Annotated in this window: 19 protein-coding genes; 9 read left to right on the forward strand and 10 right to left on the reverse strand. The window is 66.5% G+C overall.

What is annotated here, in order from left to right; genetic code table 11:
• Nucleotides 1-50: 50 nt before the first annotated feature.
• From V6Z91_RS01105 to V6Z91_RS01115, 3 genes are read right to left on the reverse strand one after another with little or no spacing between them, the layout of a single operon-like run.
• Nucleotides 51-449, reverse strand: coding sequence for an MAPEG family protein (locus tag V6Z91_RS01105; protein ID WP_338765500.1), 399 nt, complete (start codon nt 447-449; stop codon nt 51-53).
• A gap of 29 nt (nt 450-478) precedes the next feature.
• Nucleotides 479-3811 (reverse strand): PAS domain S-box protein, encoded by a 3333-nt coding sequence (locus V6Z91_RS01110; RefSeq protein ID WP_338765502.1) that lies wholly within the window; start codon nt 3809-3811, stop codon nt 479-481.
• Nucleotides 3808-4935, reverse strand: coding sequence for a hybrid sensor histidine kinase/response regulator (locus tag V6Z91_RS01115; RefSeq protein WP_338765504.1), 1128 nt, complete (start codon nt 4933-4935; stop codon nt 3808-3810). The genes V6Z91_RS01110 and V6Z91_RS01115 overlap by 4 nt, the downstream gene beginning before the upstream one ends.
• Before the next feature lie 286 nt (nt 4936-5221).
• Here V6Z91_RS01115 and V6Z91_RS01120 point away from each other — a divergent pair, with 286 nt between their 5' ends.
• On the forward strand, nt 5222-5668 hold the full coding sequence (locus V6Z91_RS01120) for a GAF domain-containing protein (RefSeq protein WP_338772138.1): 447 nt from the start codon (nt 5222-5224) through the stop codon (nt 5666-5668).
• Nucleotides 5669-5693: 25 nt separating this feature from the next.
• Here V6Z91_RS01120 and V6Z91_RS01125 read toward each other — a convergent pair whose 3' ends face one another.
• Both V6Z91_RS01125 and V6Z91_RS01130 read right to left on the reverse strand, forming a co-directional pair.
• The gene (locus tag V6Z91_RS01125) at nt 5694-6530 is read right to left on the reverse strand and encodes an HDOD domain-containing protein (protein ID WP_338765507.1); all 837 of its coding nucleotides are present in this window, start codon (nt 6528-6530) and stop codon (nt 5694-5696) included.
• Between the two features lie 99 nt (nt 6531-6629).
• A complete protein-coding gene (locus V6Z91_RS01130; RefSeq protein ID WP_338765509.1) occupies nt 6630-6920 on the reverse strand; it encodes a putative quinol monooxygenase in 291 nt (96 codons plus the stop codon).
• Between the two features lie 111 nt (nt 6921-7031).
• Here V6Z91_RS01130 and V6Z91_RS01135 point away from each other — a divergent pair, with 111 nt between their 5' ends.
• The 3 genes from V6Z91_RS01135 to V6Z91_RS01145 all read left to right on the forward strand — a co-directional run bounded on the left by V6Z91_RS01135 (nt 7032) and on the right by V6Z91_RS01145 (nt 11644).
• Nucleotides 7032-7760, forward strand: coding sequence for an alpha/beta hydrolase (locus V6Z91_RS01135; protein WP_338765511.1), 729 nt, complete (start codon nt 7032-7034; stop codon nt 7758-7760).
• 183 nt (nt 7761-7943) lie between these two features.
• Nucleotides 7944-10628, forward strand: coding sequence for a DNA mismatch repair protein MutS (gene mutS, locus V6Z91_RS01140; protein WP_338765513.1), 2685 nt, complete (start codon nt 7944-7946; stop codon nt 10626-10628).
• Nucleotides 10625-11644 carry a hypothetical protein gene (locus V6Z91_RS01145; RefSeq protein WP_338765515.1) on the forward strand — a complete coding sequence of 340 codons (1020 nt, stop codon included), beginning with the start codon at nt 10625-10627 and terminating at the stop codon, nt 11642-11644. Before mutS ends, V6Z91_RS01145 begins: the two co-directional genes overlap by 4 nt.
• A gap of 46 nt (nt 11645-11690) precedes the next feature.
• Here the strand turns inward: V6Z91_RS01145 and V6Z91_RS01150 are convergent, their stop codons facing one another.
• Nucleotides 11691-12233, reverse strand: coding sequence for a peptidylprolyl isomerase (locus V6Z91_RS01150; protein ID WP_338765518.1), 543 nt, complete (start codon nt 12231-12233; stop codon nt 11691-11693).
• 195 nt (nt 12234-12428) lie between these two features.
• Between V6Z91_RS01150 and V6Z91_RS01155 the strand changes: the two genes are divergently transcribed.
• The 4 genes from V6Z91_RS01155 (at nt 12429) to V6Z91_RS01170 (ending at nt 15393) form a co-directional block, all read left to right on the forward strand.
• A complete protein-coding gene (locus V6Z91_RS01155) occupies nt 12429-13103 on the forward strand; it encodes a PEP-CTERM sorting domain-containing protein (protein ID WP_338765521.1) in 675 nt (224 codons plus the stop codon).
• 60 nt (nt 13104-13163) lie between these two features.
• Nucleotides 13164-14297, forward strand: a complete 1134-nt coding sequence (locus tag V6Z91_RS01160) for a cupin domain-containing protein (RefSeq protein WP_338765524.1) — start codon at nt 13164-13166, stop codon at nt 14295-14297.
• 9 nt (nt 14298-14306) lie between these two features.
• On the forward strand, nt 14307-14777 hold the full coding sequence (locus V6Z91_RS01165) for a hypothetical protein (RefSeq protein WP_338765526.1): 471 nt from the start codon (nt 14307-14309) through the stop codon (nt 14775-14777).
• 325 nt (nt 14778-15102) lie between these two features.
• A complete protein-coding gene (locus V6Z91_RS01170) occupies nt 15103-15393 on the forward strand; it encodes a hypothetical protein (protein WP_338765529.1) in 291 nt (96 codons plus the stop codon).
• A gap of 306 nt (nt 15394-15699) precedes the next feature.
• Here the strand turns inward: V6Z91_RS01170 and V6Z91_RS01175 are convergent, their stop codons facing one another.
• Nucleotides 15700-16338 carry an NAD(P)-dependent oxidoreductase gene (locus V6Z91_RS01175; protein ID WP_338765532.1) on the reverse strand — a complete coding sequence of 213 codons (639 nt, stop codon included), beginning with the start codon at nt 16336-16338 and terminating at the stop codon, nt 15700-15702.
• Between the two features lie 104 nt (nt 16339-16442).
• Here V6Z91_RS01175 and V6Z91_RS01180 point away from each other — a divergent pair, with 104 nt between their 5' ends.
• On the forward strand, nt 16443-17357 hold the full coding sequence (locus V6Z91_RS01180) for a LysR family transcriptional regulator (RefSeq protein ID WP_338765535.1): 915 nt from the start codon (nt 16443-16445) through the stop codon (nt 17355-17357).
• A gap of 173 nt (nt 17358-17530) precedes the next feature.
• On the opposite strand, the gene bamC is transcribed toward V6Z91_RS01180, so the two are convergent.
• The 3 genes from bamC to V6Z91_RS01195 form a co-directional block, all read right to left on the reverse strand.
• Complete coding sequence (bamC, locus tag V6Z91_RS01185; protein ID WP_338765538.1) at nt 17531-18703, reverse strand: outer membrane protein assembly factor BamC; 1173 nt, start codon at nt 18701-18703, stop codon at nt 17531-17533.
• A gap of 80 nt (nt 18704-18783) precedes the next feature.
• Nucleotides 18784-19662, reverse strand: coding sequence for a 4-hydroxy-tetrahydrodipicolinate synthase (dapA, locus tag V6Z91_RS01190; RefSeq protein ID WP_338765540.1), 879 nt, complete (start codon nt 19660-19662; stop codon nt 18784-18786).
• A gap of 79 nt (nt 19663-19741) precedes the next feature.
• Entirely contained in the window at nt 19742-20299 is a 558-nt protein-coding gene (locus V6Z91_RS01195) for a methyltransferase domain-containing protein (protein ID WP_338765543.1), read from the reverse strand.
• Nucleotides 20300-20375: the final 76 nt, after the last annotated feature.

Consider the following 20375-nt stretch of genomic DNA (forward strand, 5'->3'; position numbering starts at 1 on the left):
CACTGCCTACTCTGCATGTAGGAGGCCTTTCCCGGGAAAATCAGCGCATGTCAGGCGGCGCGAAGCAGTGCGAACAGCACCATCGCCAGCCCGGCCATCGAGACCAGCCAGACCAGCGAGCGCACGACCGGCACGCCAAACGCGTACAGCGGCACGTAGACCACGCGGGCGCCAAAATACAGCCAGCAACCCCACCAGGTCAGCGTGCCGGTCACGCCGGCCACGTGGGTGGCGAGCACCGCGCCGATGAACAGCGGCAGGGTTTCGAACAGGTTCAGCTTGGCGCGCTCCAGTCGCGCGGTGACCTTGCCGGGCGGCGGGGCCGGCTCGTCGCGCGCGCTGGCGTTGTAATCGATCCCTGTCTCGCGGTTGCGCAGCGAGGCATGCAGCATGATCTGCACGATCGCCAGTACGAGGGTCCAGCCCAGCAAAACCAGTTCGGTGCTCATGTGCTCCTCCGCGTGAGTGAAAAAATCGTTCAGGCCGGCCGCTCTACCTTGTCGAGCGCCGCCTGCAGGTCCATCAGGTCGTACGGCTTGCGCAGGCAGGCCGCCTCGAATTCCAGGTGGTCGAGCGCTTCCTTGCCGTAACCGGTCGAGAAGATGATGCGCACCGGCATCGAGCTGGCCACCTTGCGTGCCAGCTCGATGCCGGACATGCCCGGCAGGCTCACGTCGGTGAACAGCACATCGAAGTCCTGCTCCTGCATCAGTTGCCAGGCCTGTTCGCCATCGGAGACGCCGGAAACCGTGTGCCCCAGCATGCCCACCAGCTCGCACACCATCTGCAGCGAATCCTGGTTGTCCTCCACCACCAGCACGCGCAGCGAGGCATGTTGCGGGTGCTGCGGCTGCGGTTCGAGCAGGCTGTGCTGGGCGGCCAGCTGTCGCTCGCGTGCCTGGACCTGCTGCCGGCGGTTGTTCAGCACATGGCGCAGCTTGCGCGCCAGGTCTTCGCGGCGGTAGGGCTTGCTCAGCAGTTCGAGGCCGGCATCGAGCCGGCCGCCATGCACGATTGCGTCCTGCGGGTAGCCGGACGTAAACAGCACCGCCAGGTTCGGCAATACCTGCTGGGCGATACGCGCCAGCTCGGGGCTGCGCAGCGGACCAGGCATGACCACGTCGGTGAACAGCAGGTCCACGTGTTCGCCCGATTCGAGGATGCGCAGCGCCTGTTCGCCATTCTCGGCGGACAGCACGCGGTAGCCGAGCGCGCCCAGCATGTCCAGCACCACGGCGCGCACGCCGGGATCGTCTTCCACGGCGAGGATGGTTTCGCTGCCGCCCGTGACGGGTCCGGTGCGCGCGCTGTTGCTCTCCGCCTCGCCGTCGCTGTCGGCCAGCATCGTGCGCGGCAGGTAGATCTTCACGCTGGTGCCCTGGCCGGGCTCGCTGTAGATGCGGATATGCCCGCGGCTCTGCTTGACGAAGCCATACGCCATCGACAGGCCCAGCCCGGTGCCCTCGCCTTCCGGCTTGGTGGTGAAGAACGGTTCGAAGGCCCGCTGCAGGACCTCGGGGGTCATGCCGCAACCGGTATCGGTCACCGACAGCATCACGTACTGGCCCGCCGGCACGTCGACCAGCTTGCTGACATAGCGCTCGTCCAGCACCGCGTTGCCCAGCTCGATGGTGAGGCGGCCGGCACCCTCCATCGCATCGCGCGCGTTGATCGCCAGGTTCAGGATCACGTTCTCCAGCTGGCCCGGGTCGACCTGCGTGTTCCACAAGCCGCTGCCGACCACCAGTTGCAGGTCGACCGCCTCGCCCAGCGCGCGGCGCAGCAGCTCGTCCATGTTCGCCACCAGCCGCCCCAGGTCGGTGACCACCGGTTGCAGCGGCTGGCGCCGCGCGAACGCCAGCAATTGCGACGACAGCTTGGCGCCGCGCTCCACGGCGGCGATCGCCATGTCGAGCCGCCGCCGTGCGGCGTCGTCGCCGCCCAGTTGCTGCGCCAGCAAATGCAGGTTGCCGGAGATGATCTGCAGGACATTGTTGAAGTCGTGCGCCACCCCACCCGTCAGCTGGCCCACCGCTTCCATCTTCTGTGCCTGCCGCAATGCTTCCTCGGCCTTGTCGCGCTCGGCCACCTCGCGGCTCACGCGCTGCTCCAGCGTGTCGTTCAGGTCGCGCAGCGCCACTTCGATGCGGCGGCGCTCGGTGATGTCGGTCTTCACGGCGATCAGCGCCACCGGCTGGCCGGCCTCGTCGTCCAGCCGGCTCATGCTGCTGGAGACCCACACCCACTGGCCGTCCGGCCGCGCGTAGCGTTTCTCCAGCGTGAACGGAACGCCGGTCTCGCGCAGCCGCGCGACCTGGGCGCGGTTTTCCTCCAGGTCGTCCGGGTGGATCAGGTCTTCCATGTGCATGCCCAGCAACGCTTGCTCGGAGCGGCCCAGCATCTGGCACAGCGCGCCGTTCACCCGCGTGTAGCGCCCTTCCAGCGACAGTTCCGACAAGCCCACCGACGCCTGGCCGAAGATCGCCGCCAGCCGGTCCTGGCTGGTGCGCAGCTGCTGCTCGATGCGCTTGCGGGCCGTGATGTCGAACGCCACGCCCACGTAGCGCCGCCGCGTCGGCGTGGCTCCTTCGATCACCTCGCCCTGCCGCGCCAGCCAGCGCACCTCGCCCGTATCCGGGCGCTGGATCCGGTATTCGGTATAGGCCAGCGGATTCGAATCGGCGCCCAGCCGCTCCGGCCCCACCCGCGCGCGGTCGCGCGGATCGACCAGCGAGACCAGCAGTTCCTCCGTCACCTCCACGTCGTCCGGCAAGCCCCACACGCGGCGGTATTCGGGCGACACGGCCAGCTTGCCCGTGGCGGGGAACCACTCGAAGCTGCCGATACCACCCGCCTGCTGCGCCATGCGCAGGCGCTCCTCGGTCAGGATGTGACCGGTGACGTCGACGCCTTCGACGAACACCCCCGTCACGCTGCCGTCGGCCGCGCGCAGCGGCTGGTACACGAAATCGAGGTAGCGCGGTTCCAGCTCGCCGTCCTCGCCCAGCAGGTGGACCTTCAGCTGCCGGCCCACGTACGGTTCGCCGGTGGCATACACGCGGTCGAGCAGTTCGACGATGCCCTGGTCGCGCACTTCGGGCACCGCCTCCGCGACCGGCTTGCCGATCAGGTCGCGGTCGCCGACCAGCCGCTGGTAGGGCCGGTTGGCCAGCTCGAACACGTGCCGCGGGCCGCGCAGCACGGCCATGAAGCTCGGCGCCTGCTCGAACAGCTCGCGCAGCAGCTGGGTTTCCTCGCGCAGGCGGCGGTTCTGGTGATTCAATTGCGCGCGGTCCCGCTCGCGCTGCGATTCCATGCGCACGCGCCCGGTCACGTCCACCACCGTGCACAGCACGCCGCCGACGGCACCGTCGCTGTCGTGCACGGGGGTATAGAACAGGTCGAAATACACCTCTTCCGGCACGCCGTTGCGCAGCAGCGTCAGCGGCGTGGCCGGATGCTGCTGCGTCTCGCCCCGAAAACCCGCTTCCAGGATCGCGCGGTTCCAGTCCCAGATCTCGGGCCACGTGTCCGGCACGGTGCCGCCCAGGGCGGCCGGATGGCGGGCGCCGGCGATTTCCACGTAGCCGTCGTTATAGATCATGACGTGCCGCGGCCCCCACATGAGCACCATGGCGATCGGCGAGTTGAGCACGATGTCGACCGTGGTACGCAGGGCCGGTGTCCAGGTTTCCGGATCGCCGAGCGGCGTGGCGGCCCAGTCGAAAGCACGTACCAGTTCGCCTACGGCGCCACCCCCGCGTGGCCGGTAGCCGCCAGCGCGCATCACCGCCTCGCCGATGGCGTTCATGCCAGCGCCTGCGCGGTCGGGGCACCCGCGCCCACGCGCGGCAATGTCACCGTGACCACCGTCGTGCCCAGCGCGGCGTCGGAAGCGATGTCGATCTCTCCGCCGTGGGCATGCACGAAGGTGCTCGCGGTGTACAGGCCCAGACCCAGGCCCTGGCCGGATTTGCGTGCGGCATCGAGCCGCTGGTACGGTTCGAAGATGCCGGCCAGCCGGGCGGCCGGGATCACGCCGCGGTTGCCGATCGTGATGCGCAGGTGCTCCGGCGCGCTGCCATCCACGTTCACCAGTACCGCGTGCCCCGATTCACCGTGCTGCAGCGCGTTGCCGACCAGGTTCGAGATGACTTGCGCAAAAATGCCGGGATCGACCGGCGCGGCCGCATCGCCGTGCGCCTCGACCACCACGCGCGACGGCTTGTCGGCGGCCTGGAACTCGTCTGCGATCGCGCGGCACAGCTCGGCCACGTCGCGGTGCGCCTTCTTCAGCTGCATGTCGCCCGAGCGGATGCGCGCCAGGTCGAGCAGCTGGTCGACCATCTGCGCCATGCGCCTGGCGCTGCCGCCGATGCGCTGCGCCGTCACCGCCACCTTCGGATGATCGGTCATCATCGGCAGCAGCATCGCGCCGTTCATCACCACCGACAGCGGCGTGCGCAGGTCGTGCCCCAGCACGGCCATGAACATCTCGTTCATGTGCAGCGCGCGCTTCAATTCGTCGAGCTGGTGCGACAGCTGCTTGCGCTGCAGGTACAGCTCGACGAACACATTGACCTTGCTGACGAGGGCCTGGGCATCGATCGGCTTGAACATGAAGTCGACCGCGCCGGCCTCGTAGCCGCGGAAGCGGTAGTTCGTTTCGCGCGACGCGGCCGTCAGGAAGATCAGCGGAATGGCGCGGGTGCGCTCGCTGCCGCGCATCAGCTCGGCCAGCTCGAAGCCATCCATGTCCGGCATCTGCACGTCGACCAGCGCCAGCGCCACCTCGTGCACGAGCAGCATTTCCAGCGCCTCGGCGCCGGAGGAAGCCTTCAACAGGTTCAGGCCCGGACGGGCCAGCAATGCCTCGAGGGCGATCAGGTTTTGCGGGATGTCGTCGACGACAAGGATATTGATCGGTGCAGTCACTGGTTCTGGTCTTCACGGCAAACAGGATAGGCCGGGCGGCGCCTCGTGGGCGGTCCGGCCCTGATTAGCTGCAATGCTACAACGTTTGCAAGGATGACAGCGCATGGTTGAAACGACAAGTAGATGACAAGAAGTTACACGAAACCTCCGGAAAGCCGGGGCCGCGGGCCGCCTGCACGCTGCTGCCGCAGGCGGTAGAATGCGCGTTTTCAGACAGGATCGCACGATGACTTTCGCCCTCTCCGACACCGCCTACCGCACCGACACCCTTGAAGCCAAGGAAACCATGTACGCCGACCTGCGCTCGCAGCTGACCGGGCTGCTGCACGGCGAAACCGACTGGATCGCCAACACGGCCAACTTCAGTTCCCTGGTGTTCAATACGATGCCCGACCTGAACTGGGCCGGCTTCTACTTCCTGCCAACGCCGGATGAACTGGTGCTGGGCCCGTTCCAGGGCAAGCCGGCATGCATCCGCATCAAGCGCGGCCGCGGCGTGTGCGGCAGCACCGTCGAGAAAGGCGAGTCGATCGTGGTGCAGGACGTGCATGCCTTCCCCGGCCATATCGCCTGCGACGCGGCGTCGCGCTCGGAACTGGTGGTGCCGGTGTTCGTGAATGGCACGATCGCCGGCGTGTTCGACCTGGACAGCCCGCTGCCGAACCGTTTCGACGACGTGGATGCGCGCGGCATCGAATCGCTCGTGCGCATCCTGGAACAGACGCGCGCCTGATCGGCAGGAATGGCGCGGCGCGGCTCTATACCAGCAGCGCCGCACTCATCGACTTGGCCTGTTCGGCCGCATCGTCCATCAGCACGGCGATCTGCGGGTGCTCTTCCAGATAGCCGGCCAGCGCGGCGGTGCGCGCCAGCACATGGTCCTGCGCCTGCGGCAGGGGCGACGGTACCGGGCACAGGTAGCGCGCCACCAGCAGCGTGTCGCGCAAGCCTTCGGGCGGAATCCCGACGGCGCCACCGCGCAGCGACACGATCGCCAGGGCGACCGGCTCCGGCACCTGCAGCTTCTTCATGATTTCGCGCGCGATGATTTCCTGCGCGGCGCCCATCCAGTCTTCCGGATCGTCCAGCAGGCCGGGGATCGCATCGGCGCGCGCCAGCAGGTAGAATCCCCCCACCTCGTGCATGATGCCGGCGAACAGCGCCGTATCGGCCTCGGTGCGCGTCACCTTGCCGGCGATCACGTAGGCCAGCGCCGCAACGTGCGCCGTGTACTTCCACAATTGCTCGGCACGCACGCGCAACTGCGCATCGCGGATCTTCGCGCCGAACTGGCGCACCACCATCGCGGCCGCCAGCGTGTACAGGTTGCGGTAGCCCAGGCGCATCACGGCCGTGCGCACGCTGGTGGCCAGCGCCGCGCCGTTCGAGCGGAACACGGCGGAGTTGGCGAGCGCCACCGCGCGCGCCGCCAGGATCGGCTCGGCCAGCAGCTTGCGGATCACTTCCTCGTCGTGACAATCCGGGTCGGCCAGCGTCATCTGCAACGACAGGGCGGCGTTGACGCTGGTAGGGAATACCAGCTCGCCGCGCTGGGCCTCGGTCACGATCTGTGCGAAGTCTTTGAGCTTTTCCATGGCTGAACTATACCTGTTCCGCCATGGCGGCGGTATGCCGCCCCTGTGCGGGGCGAGAAATATTTAGCTGCCTGTGCCGGCTTGCATCATGCAATCAGCTCAGGCCAGCTTCGTCAGCTTGTCGACCTTGATGTCGGCCGCCTTGCCGATCGCCGCCACGAGGGCCAGGAAATGCGCGGTCGCCTCATGCTCCTTTAGCGCCGCCTCGCCCGTCCACTCTTCCAGCATCACGAATTTCGCCGGTTCGGCATTGTCGACATGCAATTCATAGCGCAGGCAACCGGCTTCGGCGCGGCTGGGCGGCACCACCTGCTCGAGGGCGGCGCGCACGGCGGCCTCCTCGCCAGGATGGGCGGTGATGGTGGCGACGACGGTCAGGGGTTGGGTCATGTTGGTTCCTTTCGCTGCGTTGAAGAGCTGATTAGTGTAAGCGCGAACACACTTCCCTGCCGAAACCTTGCCTGCGTTAGAATTCCTGGTCCCCCAGACTCGAGAATATCCATGGTCATCGACTTCGTTCCCGGCACCCTGTGCGACGAGCGCCTGTGGTACAAGCTGCTGCCGCTGCTGCCGGCCGGCTTCGGGGCGCGCCACGTCCCGCTGTACGGGGCGCGCACCCGGGCGCAGATGCAGGAGCTTATCGCCACGCACACGGCGCCCCGTGCGCACATCGTCGCGTTCTCGATGGGCGCCTACCTGGCCCTCGAGCACGCGCTGGCGCACCCGGACCGGGTGGCGTCGCTCGTGCTGATCGCGGCCTCGGCACGCGGCCTCGGCGAGGAAGAAAAGGAGCGGCGCCGCCGCACCATGGCCGCGCTGGAGACGCAACCCTTCGCGGGCATGCCGCCCAGCCAGCTGCGCGGCTTCGTGCACCCGCCGCACCTGCACGACCCGTCGATCGCGGGGGTAATTCATCAGATGGCGCTGGACCTGGGCAAGGAAACCATGCTGGCGCAGTTCGAGGCGTCGATGGAGCGGGCCGACCTGATGGAGCGGCTGCATGAGTTGCGTTGCCCCGTGTTGTTCGTGGGCGGCGAGTTCGACCAGAAAGTCCCTGCCGACGACCTGCGGGAAATGTCGGACAGGGTGCGGCAGTCCTGCCTCGGATACGCCGATGACTCGGGCCACATGGTTCCACTCGAGGCGCCGGAAGAACTGGCCGACGACCTGTACTTCTTCTACTCCTCGTTCCTCGAAGAGCCCGTCGAGCGCCGTACGCTGACAGGGTGAGATGCACGCCTCAGCGCACCATGCCTCAGCCGTAATCAATTTGCCAACACAGCCATTGCTGATCCTGCGGCGGGCATGCCGCGCGGGACAGCTTGGGCAGCCATCGAGTGGTGTCTATTTCTCAATCCACCCCTCGGACCGGGTAAAATGCACGCCCAACCGCACCATTCCTCAGCCGTAGCCATGAACGTCCCCGCAGAGATCAACGCCGCCGCCGTCAAGAACGGCCCCGCCGAAAAAGTCACGCCCATGATGCAGCAATACCTGCGCATCAAGGCCGAGCATCCGACGATGCTCGTGTTCTACCGGATGGGCGATTTCTATGAACTGTTCTACGACGATGCCGAGAAGGCCGCCCGCATCCTCGGCATCACGCTGACGGCGCGCGGCCACAACAACGGCGTGCCGATCAAGATGGCGGGCGTACCCTTCCATTCGCTGGACGGCTACCTCGCCAAGCTCGTGAAGCTGGGCGAATCGTGCGCGATCTGCGAGCAAATCGGCGATCCGGCCACCAGCAAGGGCCCGGTCGAGCGCAAGGTCGTGCGCATCGTCACGCCCGGCACCTTGACCGACTCCGACCTGTTGCCCGAGAAATCCGAGCGCCCGCTGCTGGCCCTGTCCCTGCTCACGCAGCGCAAGGGCGTCACCTGCGGCCTGGCCTGGCTGTCGCTGGCGTCCGGCAACCTGAAGCTGATGGAATTCTCGGGCGACCAGCGTGCCGTCAACGCGCGCCTGCAGCAGGAGCTGGAGCGCATCGTGCCGGCCGAGATCCTGCGCGCCGATGGCGGCGACCTGTTCGACGAGATCACGATCTGCCACGTGAACAACATGCCGGAGTGGCATTTCGATGTGGTGCACGGCCACAAGGCCCTGCTGGACCAGCTGGGCGTGGCCACGCTGACCGGCTTCGGCGCCGATGGCATGGGCCCCGCGTTCGGCGCCGCCGGCGCCCTGCTGCGCTATGCGCAATCGACGCAGGGGCGCGGCCTGCAGCACGTGAAGAACCTGTCGTGCGAGACGGAGACGGAATTCATCGGGCTGGACGCCGCCACGCGCCGCAACCTGGAGCTGACGGAGACGATCCGCGGCCAGGAAGCGCCCACGCTGTTCTCGCTGCTGGATGGCTGCCGCACGGCGATGGGTTCGCGCCTCTTGCGCCACTGGCTGCACCACCCGCGCCGCGACCAGTCCGTCGCCCGTGGCCGGCACGACGCCATTGCCGCGCTGATGCAGGACGATGCCACGGGCTCGCTGGGCTTCCACCTGCAGCACGTGCCCGATATCGAGCGCATCACCACGCGCGTGGCGCTGCTGACGGCGCGCCCGCGCGACCTGGCGGCCCTGCGCGACGGCTTGCAGCAACTGCCCAAGCTGCAGAAGTCGCTGGAGCGCGTGCTGGGCCTGGACAATGCCGACAGCCTGCTTTCGCGCATCCACGGCCAGATCGAGTCGCCGGGCCCCTGCGTGGACCTGCTGGTGCGCGCCGTGATGCCGGAACCGGCCACCATGGTGCGCGACGGCGGCGTGATCGCGCGCGGCTTCGACACCGAGCTCGATGAACTGCGCGGCCTGTCGGAAAATGCCGGCCAGTTCCTCGTCGACCTGGAGGCGCGCGAGCGCGCCCGCACCGGCATCGCCAACCTGCGCGTCGAGTACAACAAGGTGCACGGCTTCTATATCGAGGTCACCAACGGCCAGGCCGACAAGGTGCCGGACGATTACCGCCGCCGCCAGACGCTGAAGAACTGCGAACGCTACATCACGCCGGAACTGAAGGCCTTCGAGGACAAGGCGCTGTCGGCCCAGGACCGCGCACTGGCGCGCGAAAAGGTGCTGTACGACGGGCTGCTGGCCGACCTGGCGCCGCACATCGGCTGCCTGCAGACGATCGCCGCGGCCATCGCCCAGCTCGACACGCTGACGGCGCTGGCCGAACACGCGCTGCGCAACAACTGGTGCGCCCCGAAGCTGGTGGCCGAATCGTGCATCGACATTCGCGAAGGCCGCCACCCGGTGGTCGAGAACCAGATCGAGCGCTTCATCGCCAACGACTGCCGCCTGCTGGCCGAGCGCCGGCTGCTCCTGATCACCGGCCCGAACATGGGCGGTAAGTCGACCTTCATGCGCCAGGTCGCGCTGATCACGCTGCTGGCCTACGTGGGCAGCTACGTGCCGGCCGCCAGCGCCACCATCGGCCCGATCGACCGCATCTTCACGCGCATCGGCGCCACCGACGACCTGGCCGGTGGACGCTCCACGTTCATGGTGGAGATGACGGAAGCGGCCACGATCCTGAACGGCGCCACGGAACACTCGCTGGTGCTGATGGACGAGATCGGCCGCGGCACCTCGACCTTCGACGGCCTGGCGCTGGCATGGGCGATCGCGCGCCACCTGATCGACACGAGCCGCAGTTTCACGCTGTTCGCCACGCACTACTTCGAGCTGACGCAGCTGCCGGAAAGCCATCCGACGGCGGCCAACGTGCACCTGTCGGCCGTGGAGCACAAGGACAGCATCGTGTTCCTGCACGCCGTGCAGGAAGGCCCGGCCTCCCAAAGCTACGGTTTGCAGGTGGCGCAGCTGGCCGGCGTGCCGCAGGGCGTGATCAAGGCGGCGCGCAAGCACCTGGCCCGCCTGGAGGCGCAGGCGCTCGATGCCACGCCGCAGCTGGACCTGTTCGCCGCGCCCGCGGCGGCGCTGTCCACCGATCCTGACGACGAGCCGGCTGCCGCTCCGGCTCCGGCCGAAGATCCGAAACTGGCGGGACTGCTCGCGGCGCTGGACGAGCTGGACCCCGATGCCCTGTCGCCGCGCGAAGCGCTGGACCGGCTGTACCAGCTGAAGCGCCTCGTGCCGGCATGAAGCGGCGCGCCGGCCTCGCCTCCCTGCTGCTGGGTGCCGCCCTGCATGCCGCGGCGGCGCCGGCGGCGGCCGAACAGTCGTTCGACGTCGCCATCATCGGGCATACCTTCCCCGACGAGCTGGGCGACGCCGACCTGAAACGCACGATCGCGCGTGCCGACATGGAAAAGCCGGCCTTCGTGATCGCCGCCGGCATCAAGTCGGCCGACGAACCGTGCAGCGACAAGCTGTACCTGCAGCGCAAGGCCCTGCTGAACAAGTCCGACCAGCCGCTGGTACTGGTGCTGACGGGCGCCGACTGGACCGGCTGCCGCAATTCCGCGGGACGCTCGAACGCCATCGAGCGGCTGAACCGTATCCGCGAAATCTTCTACGACGGCCAGGAAGCGCTGGGTGCGCGCATGCTCGACCTGAACCGGCAATCGACGATCACGAAATTCCGCAGCTATGCGGAGAACGCCTACTGGGAGCGCGGCGGCGTGCTGTTCGCCACGATCAACCTCCCCGCCGCCAACAACCACTACCTGCTCGAGGCGGGCCGCAACAGCGAATACGAAGACCGGCTGGTGGCCAACCGCGCGTGGCTGCAGCGGCTGTTCAGCATGGCCAAGCGGCGCAAGCTGGAAGGCCTGGTGCTGTTCTCGGACGGCGACGTGCGCATCCATGCCGAGCCGGGCTTTTCACTGCTGGCCGGCTTCTCGACCAAGCACGATGGCTTCGCCGAGACGCGGCGGCTGGCACGCACGCTGGCAGAGAAATACGACGGCAAGGTGCTGCTCGTCGATGCGAACCGCGAACCGCCGGTCAAGGGGGACCCGGCGCCGGGCACGCTCACCTGGCGCGGCAACGTGGGCCATGTGACGCTGCTGGGCGAGTGGAATGTGCTGCACGTGGCGCCGGGGAGCGAACAATTGTTCACGCTGCGCCAGGAGCCTGCCGACCATGAAAACGGGCATGCCAAGCCAGGGAACGGCGCCAGGAAAGACAACGGGCAGCCGAAGCTGCCCGTCAAATAACGAGGTCCATGGCAGGGCAGCGCGCGCTGCCCTGTGCAGGGCCCGATCAGTGGATCGGGTGGGTGCGGAACTGGTCGCCCGCCTCGCCTTCGTCGTCCTCGTCGCCGTGGTGATGGCCGTGGGCGCCGTGCACGTGTTCGTGGGCGATCTCTTCCTCGGTGGCTTCGCGCACGTCCAGCACCTTCAGTTCGAAGCGCAGCGCCATGCCGGCCAGCGGGTGGTTACCGTCCAGCACGACCTTGTCTTCGGCGATGTCGGTCACGGTGAAGATCATCGCTTCCTCGTCGCTTTCGCCATCGGGCATGCCTTCGAACTGCATGCCCACTTCCAGCGGCTCCGGCAGGCGCGAGCGCGGCTCCACCTTCACCAGGTTCGGGTCGTAGTCGCCGAAGGCATCATCGGGTTCGATCTGGATGGTGTTTTCATAGCCGACTTCCTTGCCGTCCAGCTCTTCCTCGATCTTCGGCAGGGTGTTTTCATACCCGCCGTGCAGGTACACCATCGGCTGGCGGCCGTCCTCGATCAGGTTGTTCTGAGCGTCGGACAATTTATATTGCACGGTGACGACGGTGTTCTTCGCGATCTTCATGTGACTTCCTTTCTGGTCTGATGGCGCCGATTATACCCCCAGCCCGCAGCCGCCATCGCCATGCTGCCGCCAATGGTGGCGACAACGATGCCGGCCGGACCGGCCACATGGACAAACCGGGCTGGATAACCGACAATCGGTTAGCAAACTGTCTTTTCATAATGTCATCCATGCCGTATCAACCCGGGGAGTATCATGAAGAAATCAGCGCTAGCGTTTGCAGCATCGTTGCTCGTTGCCGGCACCGCCCAGGCGGCCATCGTGACCGTCGAGTATTCGGTCAATGTCAACTGGATCGCCGAGGAGTACCTCAACCCCTACTATTACGAGGAAGTGGACAACACCTACCTGCCGGGATTCCAGACGTATCTCGGCGATCCGGTCTACGGCAGCTTTACCTACGACGACGCCGCGCCCGTGCAACCGACCAGTAGCGGCTACGCGGCGCCGGTCATCTCGCACTCGCTCACCTTCTTCTTCAGCGGCACGCAGGTAACCCTCGACAACTCTTCGCTCGCCATGTCGCGCGACGCCGCCGGCGATGGACTGACCCTGTCCGGCGGCGGCTTCATCACGGCCACCGACGAACCATACTTCGTGGTGGACTTCGGCTTTGTGGCGCCACCGGGCACGCACGTCCCGAATACCCTGCCGACGGCATCGGACTGGCAATCCTATGCGACGGACGGCTCGCGGCCATTCCGGATGAGCATCCACGGCTTCAACCAGAGCTTCAATGTCTACCTGACGGGCGGTCCGATGTCGGTGCACGTGTCGGCCGTGCCCGAGCCGGCCACGTACGGCATGCTGGCAGGCGGGCTGGCGCTGGTCGCCATGGCCGCGCGCCGCGGCCGTTCGGCCCGCACGTGAACGCCCGCGCCGCCCGCAGTCCGGCGCGGGCGGCGCTGCCGGATGGCCTATAATCCGGCCATGAAAAAATCCGCTCCGCTCCGCCTTCTCGGCGACATTACGCCCGCGCAGTTCATGCGCGATTACTGGCACAAGAAACCCCTGCTGATCCGCCAGGCGATCCCCGGCTTCAAGCCCCTGCTGCCGTTCGACCAGCTGGCCGAGCTGGCCACCAAGGATTACGTGGAATCGCGCCTCGTCACGCTCACGGACGGCGAATGGAACATGCAGCACGGTCCGCTGCACGAGCTGCCGCCGCGCACCCAGCGCGAATGGACCATGCTGGTGCAGGGCGCGAACCTGCAGGACGACGGGGCCGATGCGCTGCTGCGCCAGTTCCGCTTCGTGCCCGACGCGCGGCTCGACGACCTGATGGTCAGCTTCGCCACCGACGGCGGCGGCGTGGGCCCGCACTTCGATTCCTACGATGTGTTCCTGCTGCAGGCCGAGGGGCAGCGCCGCTGGCGCATCGGCCCGCAGAAGGACCTGTCGCTGGTGGAAGGCCTGCCGCTGAAGATCCTCAGCAAGTTCAAGCCCACCGAGGAATTCGTGCTGGAACCGGGCGACATGCTGTACCTGCCGCCGCACTACGCGCACGACGGCGTGGCGATCGGCGATTGCCAGACGTATTCGATCGGCTTCCGCTCGCCTTCGTACCAGGAACTGGGCGAAGCCTTCCTGCAGTTCATGGCCGACTCGATCGACCTGCCCGGCCGCTATGCCGACCCGGACCTGGAACCGTCGGGCAAGCCGGCCGAGATCCCGAAGGACATGCTGGGCCGGCTGGCCGATGAACTGAACAAGATGCAGTTCACGGAAGACGACTTCGCCATCTTCCTGGGCGAGTACCTGTCCGAGCCGAAGCACAATGTGTTCTTCACCGGTCCGGAAAAACCGCTGCCCGCCGGCCGGTTTGCCCAGAGCGCCGCGAAGAAAGGCGTGAAGCTGTCGCGCAAGACGCAGATGCTGTACCGCGGCAAGCACGTGTTCATCAACGGCGAGTCGTTCGCCATCGGCCGCGCCGACAAGGCGGCCCTGGAAGCGCTGGCCAACAACCGCGCGCTCGAGGGCGGGGAAGTCGCCACCGCGTCGGAAGACGTGATGGAAGCGCTGTACGCCTGGTACACGGACGGCTGGCTCGAACTGAATAAATAGGGGATAACGATGGACAGGCAAACCTTCGACAGCCGCGCGGGCTTCCAGGCCGCGCTGGACGATTGCCTGTCCCGCTCGCGCCTGGCGCTGGCGATGTTCGATCCGGACTTCGGCTGGTGGGAGCTCGGCAGCGCCCGGAACGACGCATTGCTGCGTGCCTTCCTGCGCCACGGCGGGCGGCTGCGGCTGGTCGCACACAGCAATGCCCGCCTCGAGCGCGACGCGCCCCGCTTCCTGCGCGTCCTTCAGGACTACAGCCATCTGGTCGAGTGCCGGCTGACCAATCGCTCCATCGCCCACCTGACCGATTCCTTCTGCATCGGCGACGAGCGCCATCTCGTGCGCCGCTTCCACAGCGATCACTTCCGGGGCGAAGCAATTTTTCATGCCCCAATGTCAACCCAAAACGAGCTCGAGCGTTATGGAGCCATCTGGGCCGAAACGAGGCCTGGCCTGCAGGCCGGCATCACGGGTTTGTAAGCCGGGAGCTCGTGCCCGAAACGCCCTGCGCGCGCCGCGTTTCTACGTTGCCGTCGCAGGCTTTTCACGGGTTGCGACGGTTGAGATGATTTCGCATCAAGATACTTGGCCAAGTAGCAATATTGTGTGTATGAAAAAGTTGCGAAAGTGTCCGGTGTTGCTATTGCGACTCATTTAAAATCGCTATAATATTCTGTTAGGAAGTTTCCGTTGTCTGGGGCACCATATGGTCCGAATGACCACGAAACGCCCTAGTGAGCGATAATTACCGGTAATTATTCATCGCAACACTGTCATCAATTAGTGTATTAATTAAGGAAAACAAATGAAAAAATCCCTGCTGATCGCCTCCCTGCTGGCTGTTGCCCTGGCTGCTTGCTCGAAGAAAGAAGAAGCTCCTGCCGCTCCGGCTGCTGAAGCAACCGCACCGGCAGCTGACGCTGCTGCTCCGGCTGCCGCTCCGGCCGCTGACGCTGCTGCCGCTCCGGCTGCTGACGCTGCTGCTGCTCCGGCTGCTGACGCTGCCGCTGGCGCCGCTGCTGACGCTGCTGCTGCCGCTTCCGCTGCTGCTTCCGCCGCTTCCGAAGCTGCTTCGGCTGCTGCTGCTGCCAAGTAATATCGAGACCGCCGTCTCCGGACGGCGTCCCGCACAACCGCCCCTCGTGGGCGGTTTTGTTTTTTGTGGGCCACGTATGCCGATCCGGCAGTCTGGCGCCAAGTGCAGAAACCAGGGTGCGACCCGCCGGGCCCGACCCAGCCCCTCGCCTCTGGGGTACCGAAAACCGGTGACAGGCTCCGACTCCCAAGAAATGTTTCCCGAGAATCGGAGCCTGTCACCGGTGATGACCTGCATGTCGTTACCGCTTGGCCAGCGCAGAGCATGCCCTGCAGCACCCCGGCCAAGCCACCGGTTTTGCCGCGATCAGTAGGCGACCGTGAACCGCGTCCGCGAGTGCGCAGGCCGTTCCAGCTCATCGATCATCGCCACCGCGTAGTCTTCCAGCGAGATGCGGCTGTTCCCTGAAGCGTCCGCCAGCAGGCTGTCCGTCCCGAGGCGGAAGATGCCGGTACGCGTGCCCGGCTCGAGATGTGCCGCCGGGCTCAGCATGGTCCAATCCAGTTCACGCTCCGCGCGCAGCAAGGCCAGCGCGTCGCGCGCCCCTTCGGCAGTGCCTTTCCACTGGGCGGGGAACTCCGGCGTATCCACGAGTTGCACGCCTGGCGCCACCTCCAGGCTGCCGGCGCCGCCGACCACCAGCAGGCGCGGCACGCCGGCCGCCTTCGTGGCCGCGACGATGGATTGCATGCCCCGCACGTAGTACGCGCGCACATCCTGCTGGGCATGGCCGCTGAAGGCGCTGATCACGGCGTCGACGCCGGCCAGCTGCGCCGCCAGCCCATCGCGATCCTGCACGTCCACGCGCGCCGCTTGCACGCCGGGTTGCGCCGGCACCTTCTCCGGTCGCGAGACCAAAGCCTTCACATCGTGGCCGCGGCTGGCGGCCTCGGCCAGCAGTTTTGCGCCGACGTAACCGGTGGCGCCAATCAATGCGATCTTCATTTGATTCCTTTAAGAACGTTGTGGTGCCGTCATGATGCGCTCTGCCATTGCTCCGATAAATGGTCGCGTCCATAATTCATTCATCAGGATTTCTTAATAATGCAATGGCGCTGCCCGGACATATCGACCTCAACGACCTCGTCGTCTTCACCGCCGTGGCCGATGCCGGCGGCTTCTCGAAGGCCGCCCAGCGGCTCGGTGTGGCACCCGCCAAGGTGAGCCTGGAGGTGGCCCGGCTGGAAGCCCGGTTGGGCACCGCCCTGTTCGTGCGCACCACGCGCAGGGTGGTACTCACCGAAGCGGGCCGGGCGCTGCACGATGATTGCGCGCCCCTGCTGCGGCAGTTGCATGCGGCGGTCGAGGATGTTCATGCGACCTCGACGGTCCTCTCCGGCAGCCTGCGCATCACCGCTCCCACGGATTTCGGCGCGCATTTCGTGGCACCCGCGCTGGCGCGCTTTGCCGCGCTGCACCCGGCCCTGGCGATCGAATTGCAGACGGGCGACCGCATCGCCGACCTGGTGGGAGAAGGCATCGACATCGCCATCCGGATGGGCTGGCTGCGCGACTCATCGCAGCGTGCCGTCAAGCTGGGCGACTTCGGCCAGTACGCCGTGGCATCGCCCGGCTATGTGGCGCGGGCAGGCTTGCCGCGCGCGCCCGATGAACTGGCCGAACTGGACTGGATCGCGCTGACACGCCTGCCCGCGCCGCTGAAATGGACCTTCACGGAAGCCGGCGGGGCCAGCCGCACCGTGCAGATGCGGGCCCGCATCCGCACCGATTCCACTGGCGCGCTGCGCGCGCTGGTGCTGGACGGCGCGGGCGTGTCGATCCTCGACGAATACAGCGTGCGGCGCGATCTCGCCAGCGGTGCGCTGGTGCGCCTGCTGCCCGAGTGGACGCTGCCGTCCGGCGGCACCTTCGCCGTCTTTCCGCCGGGCCGGCATGTGTCGCGCAAGGTGCGTGCCTTCGTCGCGTTCTACCAGGAGTGGCTGGGCAAAGACGGGGCAGGATGACACAAAAGGGGCGTCGCGGCCTGATGCCGTTCAGTCGGCGCCCGGCCCGGCAGGCACGCGATGCATGCCCGATCCCGCGGCGAGAAGCCGGGGTCCGGCCCCAGGTGGCGCACCCGGGTCGGTTTGCACGAAAAAAAACCGGCCTGGAGGCCGGTTTTTCGTTGCGACTACGATTACTTCAGCTCGTCCTGCAACAAGGTCAGGATCTTCTCTGCCGTCGGCGAGGCATCCGGCTCGCCCTTGTTGTTCTGCACGGTGACCTGGCTGGTGTTGCCGGTCGCGGCGGCCTTGACGAGGATGCGGTAGCGCTGCGCTTCCTTGTCGGCATCCGACGAGCCCCAGCTGAACAGGCGCTTGAAGAAGCCCGGCTTCTCGACCTGGTCGGCCACGTAGCGCACGTAGTAGATGCCCTGCACGCGGTCGCGGTCTTCCACGGTGAATCCGGCGCGGTCCAGCGCCAGGCCCACACGGCGCCACGAGCGGTCGAAGCCTTCGTCCGTTTCCACGTAGCGGTTGGCGCCCTCGCCCTTGAGGAAGGCGTGCAGCGGCTGCACGATCGCGTTGTCGACGGCCGTGCGGGCGGCCGCTTCCTCGGTGCCGCCCAGTTTCGTCAGCAGGCGCGCCATGAAGATCGCTTCCAGGTTCGGGTCGGAAGGCCGCGGCGTCCACGTCACGATTTCCTTCTCCGGGCCCTGCGCGATCTCTTCGGCGCCGCGGTGGCTGATGAAGATTTCGGTGGTGCCGTCGGCATTGCGTTCCACGCGGGTGCGGTACTTGTCGCGCTCGCCGGTAGAGTACGCCGAGTCGAACACCTTGCCGATCGTGCGGCGGATGATGTCCTGCGGGATCTTGGCGCGGTTCTCGTTCCACTCCGTTTCCATCACACCGGCCGTCGCATCGTCCAGCGCCAGCGTGAAGCCGTTGTCTTCCCAGAACGACTTCAGCTGCGGCCACAGGGTATCCGGCGACTGCTTGACGACCAACCAGCGCTGGTTGCCAGCGCGCACCACGCGTACCTTGTCGTTGCCGGTGGCTGCCACTTCGTTGCCGCCCGCCGCCGCGGCCGGTGCGGCCGCGGTGCCGCCGCCGGCCATGTTGGCCCGCTGCGCCGCGTAGCCGGATGCGGTGGCGATACCGCTACCGCTGTCCGGCAGCGCATAACGATTATCTTTCTGCAACTGGGTCAAGTCCGGCGGCACGTCCAGCGTGCTGGCTTTCTTGGCCGATTTGTAGTCCACCGTGGTCTTGCCGACCACGGATTCAACCATGCCGCAGCCCGTCAGGCTGAGCATCAGGACGCCAAGCGCGAGGCCGCTTTGCGCGGAGAGGGAAGCTTTCTTGATCATGTGGTGACTGAGATAAAAGCTGAAGATCCAGCTGGGTGATCGTCGCGGCGGCCGCGATGCCGGGCCGCCGCGTGTGGGGCTTACGCCAGCACGCCCGCCTCCACCAGCGCGGCGCGTACCGTCTGGTGGAATTCGGGAGCGAGCGGCACCAGCGGCAGGCGGATGCCGGCCGGCATGCGGCCCATTTCCGCCAGCGCCCATTTGGCGGGTACCGGGTTCGGTTCGACGAACAGTTTCTGGTGCAGGGGGAAGACCTTGTTGTTGATGTCGATGGCCTTGGCGATGTCGCCGGCCATCGCGGCCGCGCACATCTCGGCCATCGCCCGTGGTGCCACGTTCGCGGTCACGGAGATATTGCCCTTGCCGCCGGCCAGCATCAGCGCCATCGCGGTGGGATCGTCGCCGGAATACACGGCGAATTCCTTCGGCACCTGGCGCAGCAGGTCCAGGCCGCGGCCGATATTGCCGGTGGCATCCTTGATGCCGATGATGTTCTTGATCGAGGCCAGGCGCAGCACCGTCTCGTTGCTCATGTCCGCCACCGTGCGGCCCGGCACGTTGTACAGGATTACCGGCAGGTCGACCGCCTCGGCGATCGCCTTGAAGTGCTGGTACATGCCTTCCTGGGTCGGACGGTTGTAGTAGGGCACTACTTGCAGTGTCGCATCCGCGCCCGCTTCCTTCGCATAGCGGGTCAGCACGATTGCCTCGGCCGTGGAATTGCCGCCGCTGCCCGCGATCACGGGAATGCGGCCGGCCACGCGGTCGACGCAAGCCTTGATCAGTGCGCAGTGTTCTTCCACGGTCACCGTGGCCGATTCACCGGTCGTACCGACGATCACGATCCCGTCCGTGCCCTCGGCAATGTGCCAATCGATCAGGCGGTTCAGGCTGTCATAGTCCAGACTGCCGTCCGCATGCATTGGGGTCACGATTGCAACAATGCTGCCCTTAATCATATATTGAACCAATTGCAAATAGATTGAAAACGTCGATTGTAGACGATAGCCTGCGCGCGTGGGGTATTTCGCGGCGGTATCAGCTCTCGATACGGCCCAGCAGCGCGGCCTCCCTGGGGAACTCCGCCTTCACGGCGCAGATACGCTGTACCAGCGCCTGTTTCCCGTCTTCATTAACGAGGCCATCCTCGAACGCGATGACACGCAAGCCATGCTGCCGCGCCAGTTCGAGCAATTCGCCCGCCTTCAGCAGGAAGTCCGGATTGCTCGGCTTGCCAAACGCCGCATTGCCGTCTGCAAAGGTTTCATAGATCAGCACGCCGTTGGTCGCCAGGCTGCCGACCATGGCGGACAGCAGCGGCCGGTGCAGGTAATTGGTGACCACGATGCCGGCGAACCGGTTCGGGCCGAACGGCCACGGGGCGCCGTCGACTTCCAGGTCGATATCGCTGGTGACGATGCCCGGGCCGGCCGTCGCGGCCAGCGCATCGGGCCGGCGGTCCACGGCGATCACCGCGTGGCCCAGCGTGACGAGATGGCGGGAATGACGGCCGTTGCCGCATGCAAGGTCGAGTACCTCGCCGCCGGGAATCAATGGTGCAAAACGCTGCACCCAGGGGGAAACCACGTCGCTCATGTGTTCCTTCTGGTATCACTCAAACATGGCCCGCGCAGGCGGGCCGCATCAATGCCGGCCACCGGGTGGCCCCTTC

This window comes from Massilia sp. METH4 (genome assembly GCF_037094685.1).
Lineage (GTDB): Bacteria > Pseudomonadota > Gammaproteobacteria > Burkholderiales > Burkholderiaceae_D > Rugamonas.

Coding starts and splice junctions, on each gene's coding strand:
- V6Z91_RS01105 (WP_338765500.1), bottom strand. CDS start 449: ATGAGCACCGAACTGGTTTTGCTGGGCTGGACCCTCGTACTGGCGATC.
- V6Z91_RS01110 (WP_338765502.1), bottom strand. CDS start 3,811: ATGAACGCCATCGGCGAGGCGGTGATGCGCGCTGGCGGCTACCGGCCA.
- V6Z91_RS01120 (WP_338772138.1), top strand. CDS start 5,222: ATGTACGCCGACCTGCGCTCGCAGCTGACCGGGCTGCTGCACGGCGAA.
- V6Z91_RS01125 (WP_338765507.1), bottom strand. CDS start 6,530: ATGGAAAAGCTCAAAGACTTCGCACAGATCGTGACCGAGGCCCAGCGC.
- V6Z91_RS01130 (WP_338765509.1), bottom strand. CDS start 6,920: ATGACCCAACCCCTGACCGTCGTCGCCACCATCACCGCCCATCCTGGC.
- V6Z91_RS01135 (WP_338765511.1), top strand. CDS start 7,032: ATGGTCATCGACTTCGTTCCCGGCACCCTGTGCGACGAGCGCCTGTGG.
- mutS (WP_338765513.1), top strand. CDS start 7,944: ATGAACGTCCCCGCAGAGATCAACGCCGCCGCCGTCAAGAACGGCCCC.
- V6Z91_RS01145 (WP_338765515.1), top strand. CDS start 10,625: ATGAAGCGGCGCGCCGGCCTCGCCTCCCTGCTGCTGGGTGCCGCCCTG.
- V6Z91_RS01150 (WP_338765518.1), bottom strand. CDS start 12,233: ATGAAGATCGCGAAGAACACCGTCGTCACCGTGCAATATAAATTGTCC.
- V6Z91_RS01155 (WP_338765521.1), top strand. CDS start 12,429: ATGAAGAAATCAGCGCTAGCGTTTGCAGCATCGTTGCTCGTTGCCGGC.
- V6Z91_RS01160 (WP_338765524.1), top strand. CDS start 13,164: ATGAAAAAATCCGCTCCGCTCCGCCTTCTCGGCGACATTACGCCCGCG.
- V6Z91_RS01165 (WP_338765526.1), top strand. CDS start 14,307: ATGGACAGGCAAACCTTCGACAGCCGCGCGGGCTTCCAGGCCGCGCTG.
- V6Z91_RS01170 (WP_338765529.1), top strand. CDS start 15,103: ATGAAAAAATCCCTGCTGATCGCCTCCCTGCTGGCTGTTGCCCTGGCT.
- V6Z91_RS01175 (WP_338765532.1), bottom strand. CDS start 16,338: ATGAAGATCGCATTGATTGGCGCCACCGGTTACGTCGGCGCAAAACTG.
- V6Z91_RS01180 (WP_338765535.1), top strand. CDS start 16,443: ATGGCGCTGCCCGGACATATCGACCTCAACGACCTCGTCGTCTTCACC.
- bamC (WP_338765538.1), bottom strand. CDS start 18,703: ATGATCAAGAAAGCTTCCCTCTCCGCGCAAAGCGGCCTCGCGCTTGGC.
- dapA (WP_338765540.1), bottom strand. CDS start 19,662: ATGATTAAGGGCAGCATTGTTGCAATCGTGACCCCAATGCATGCGGAC.
- V6Z91_RS01195 (WP_338765543.1), bottom strand. CDS start 20,299: ATGAGCGACGTGGTTTCCCCCTGGGTGCAGCGTTTTGCACCATTGATT.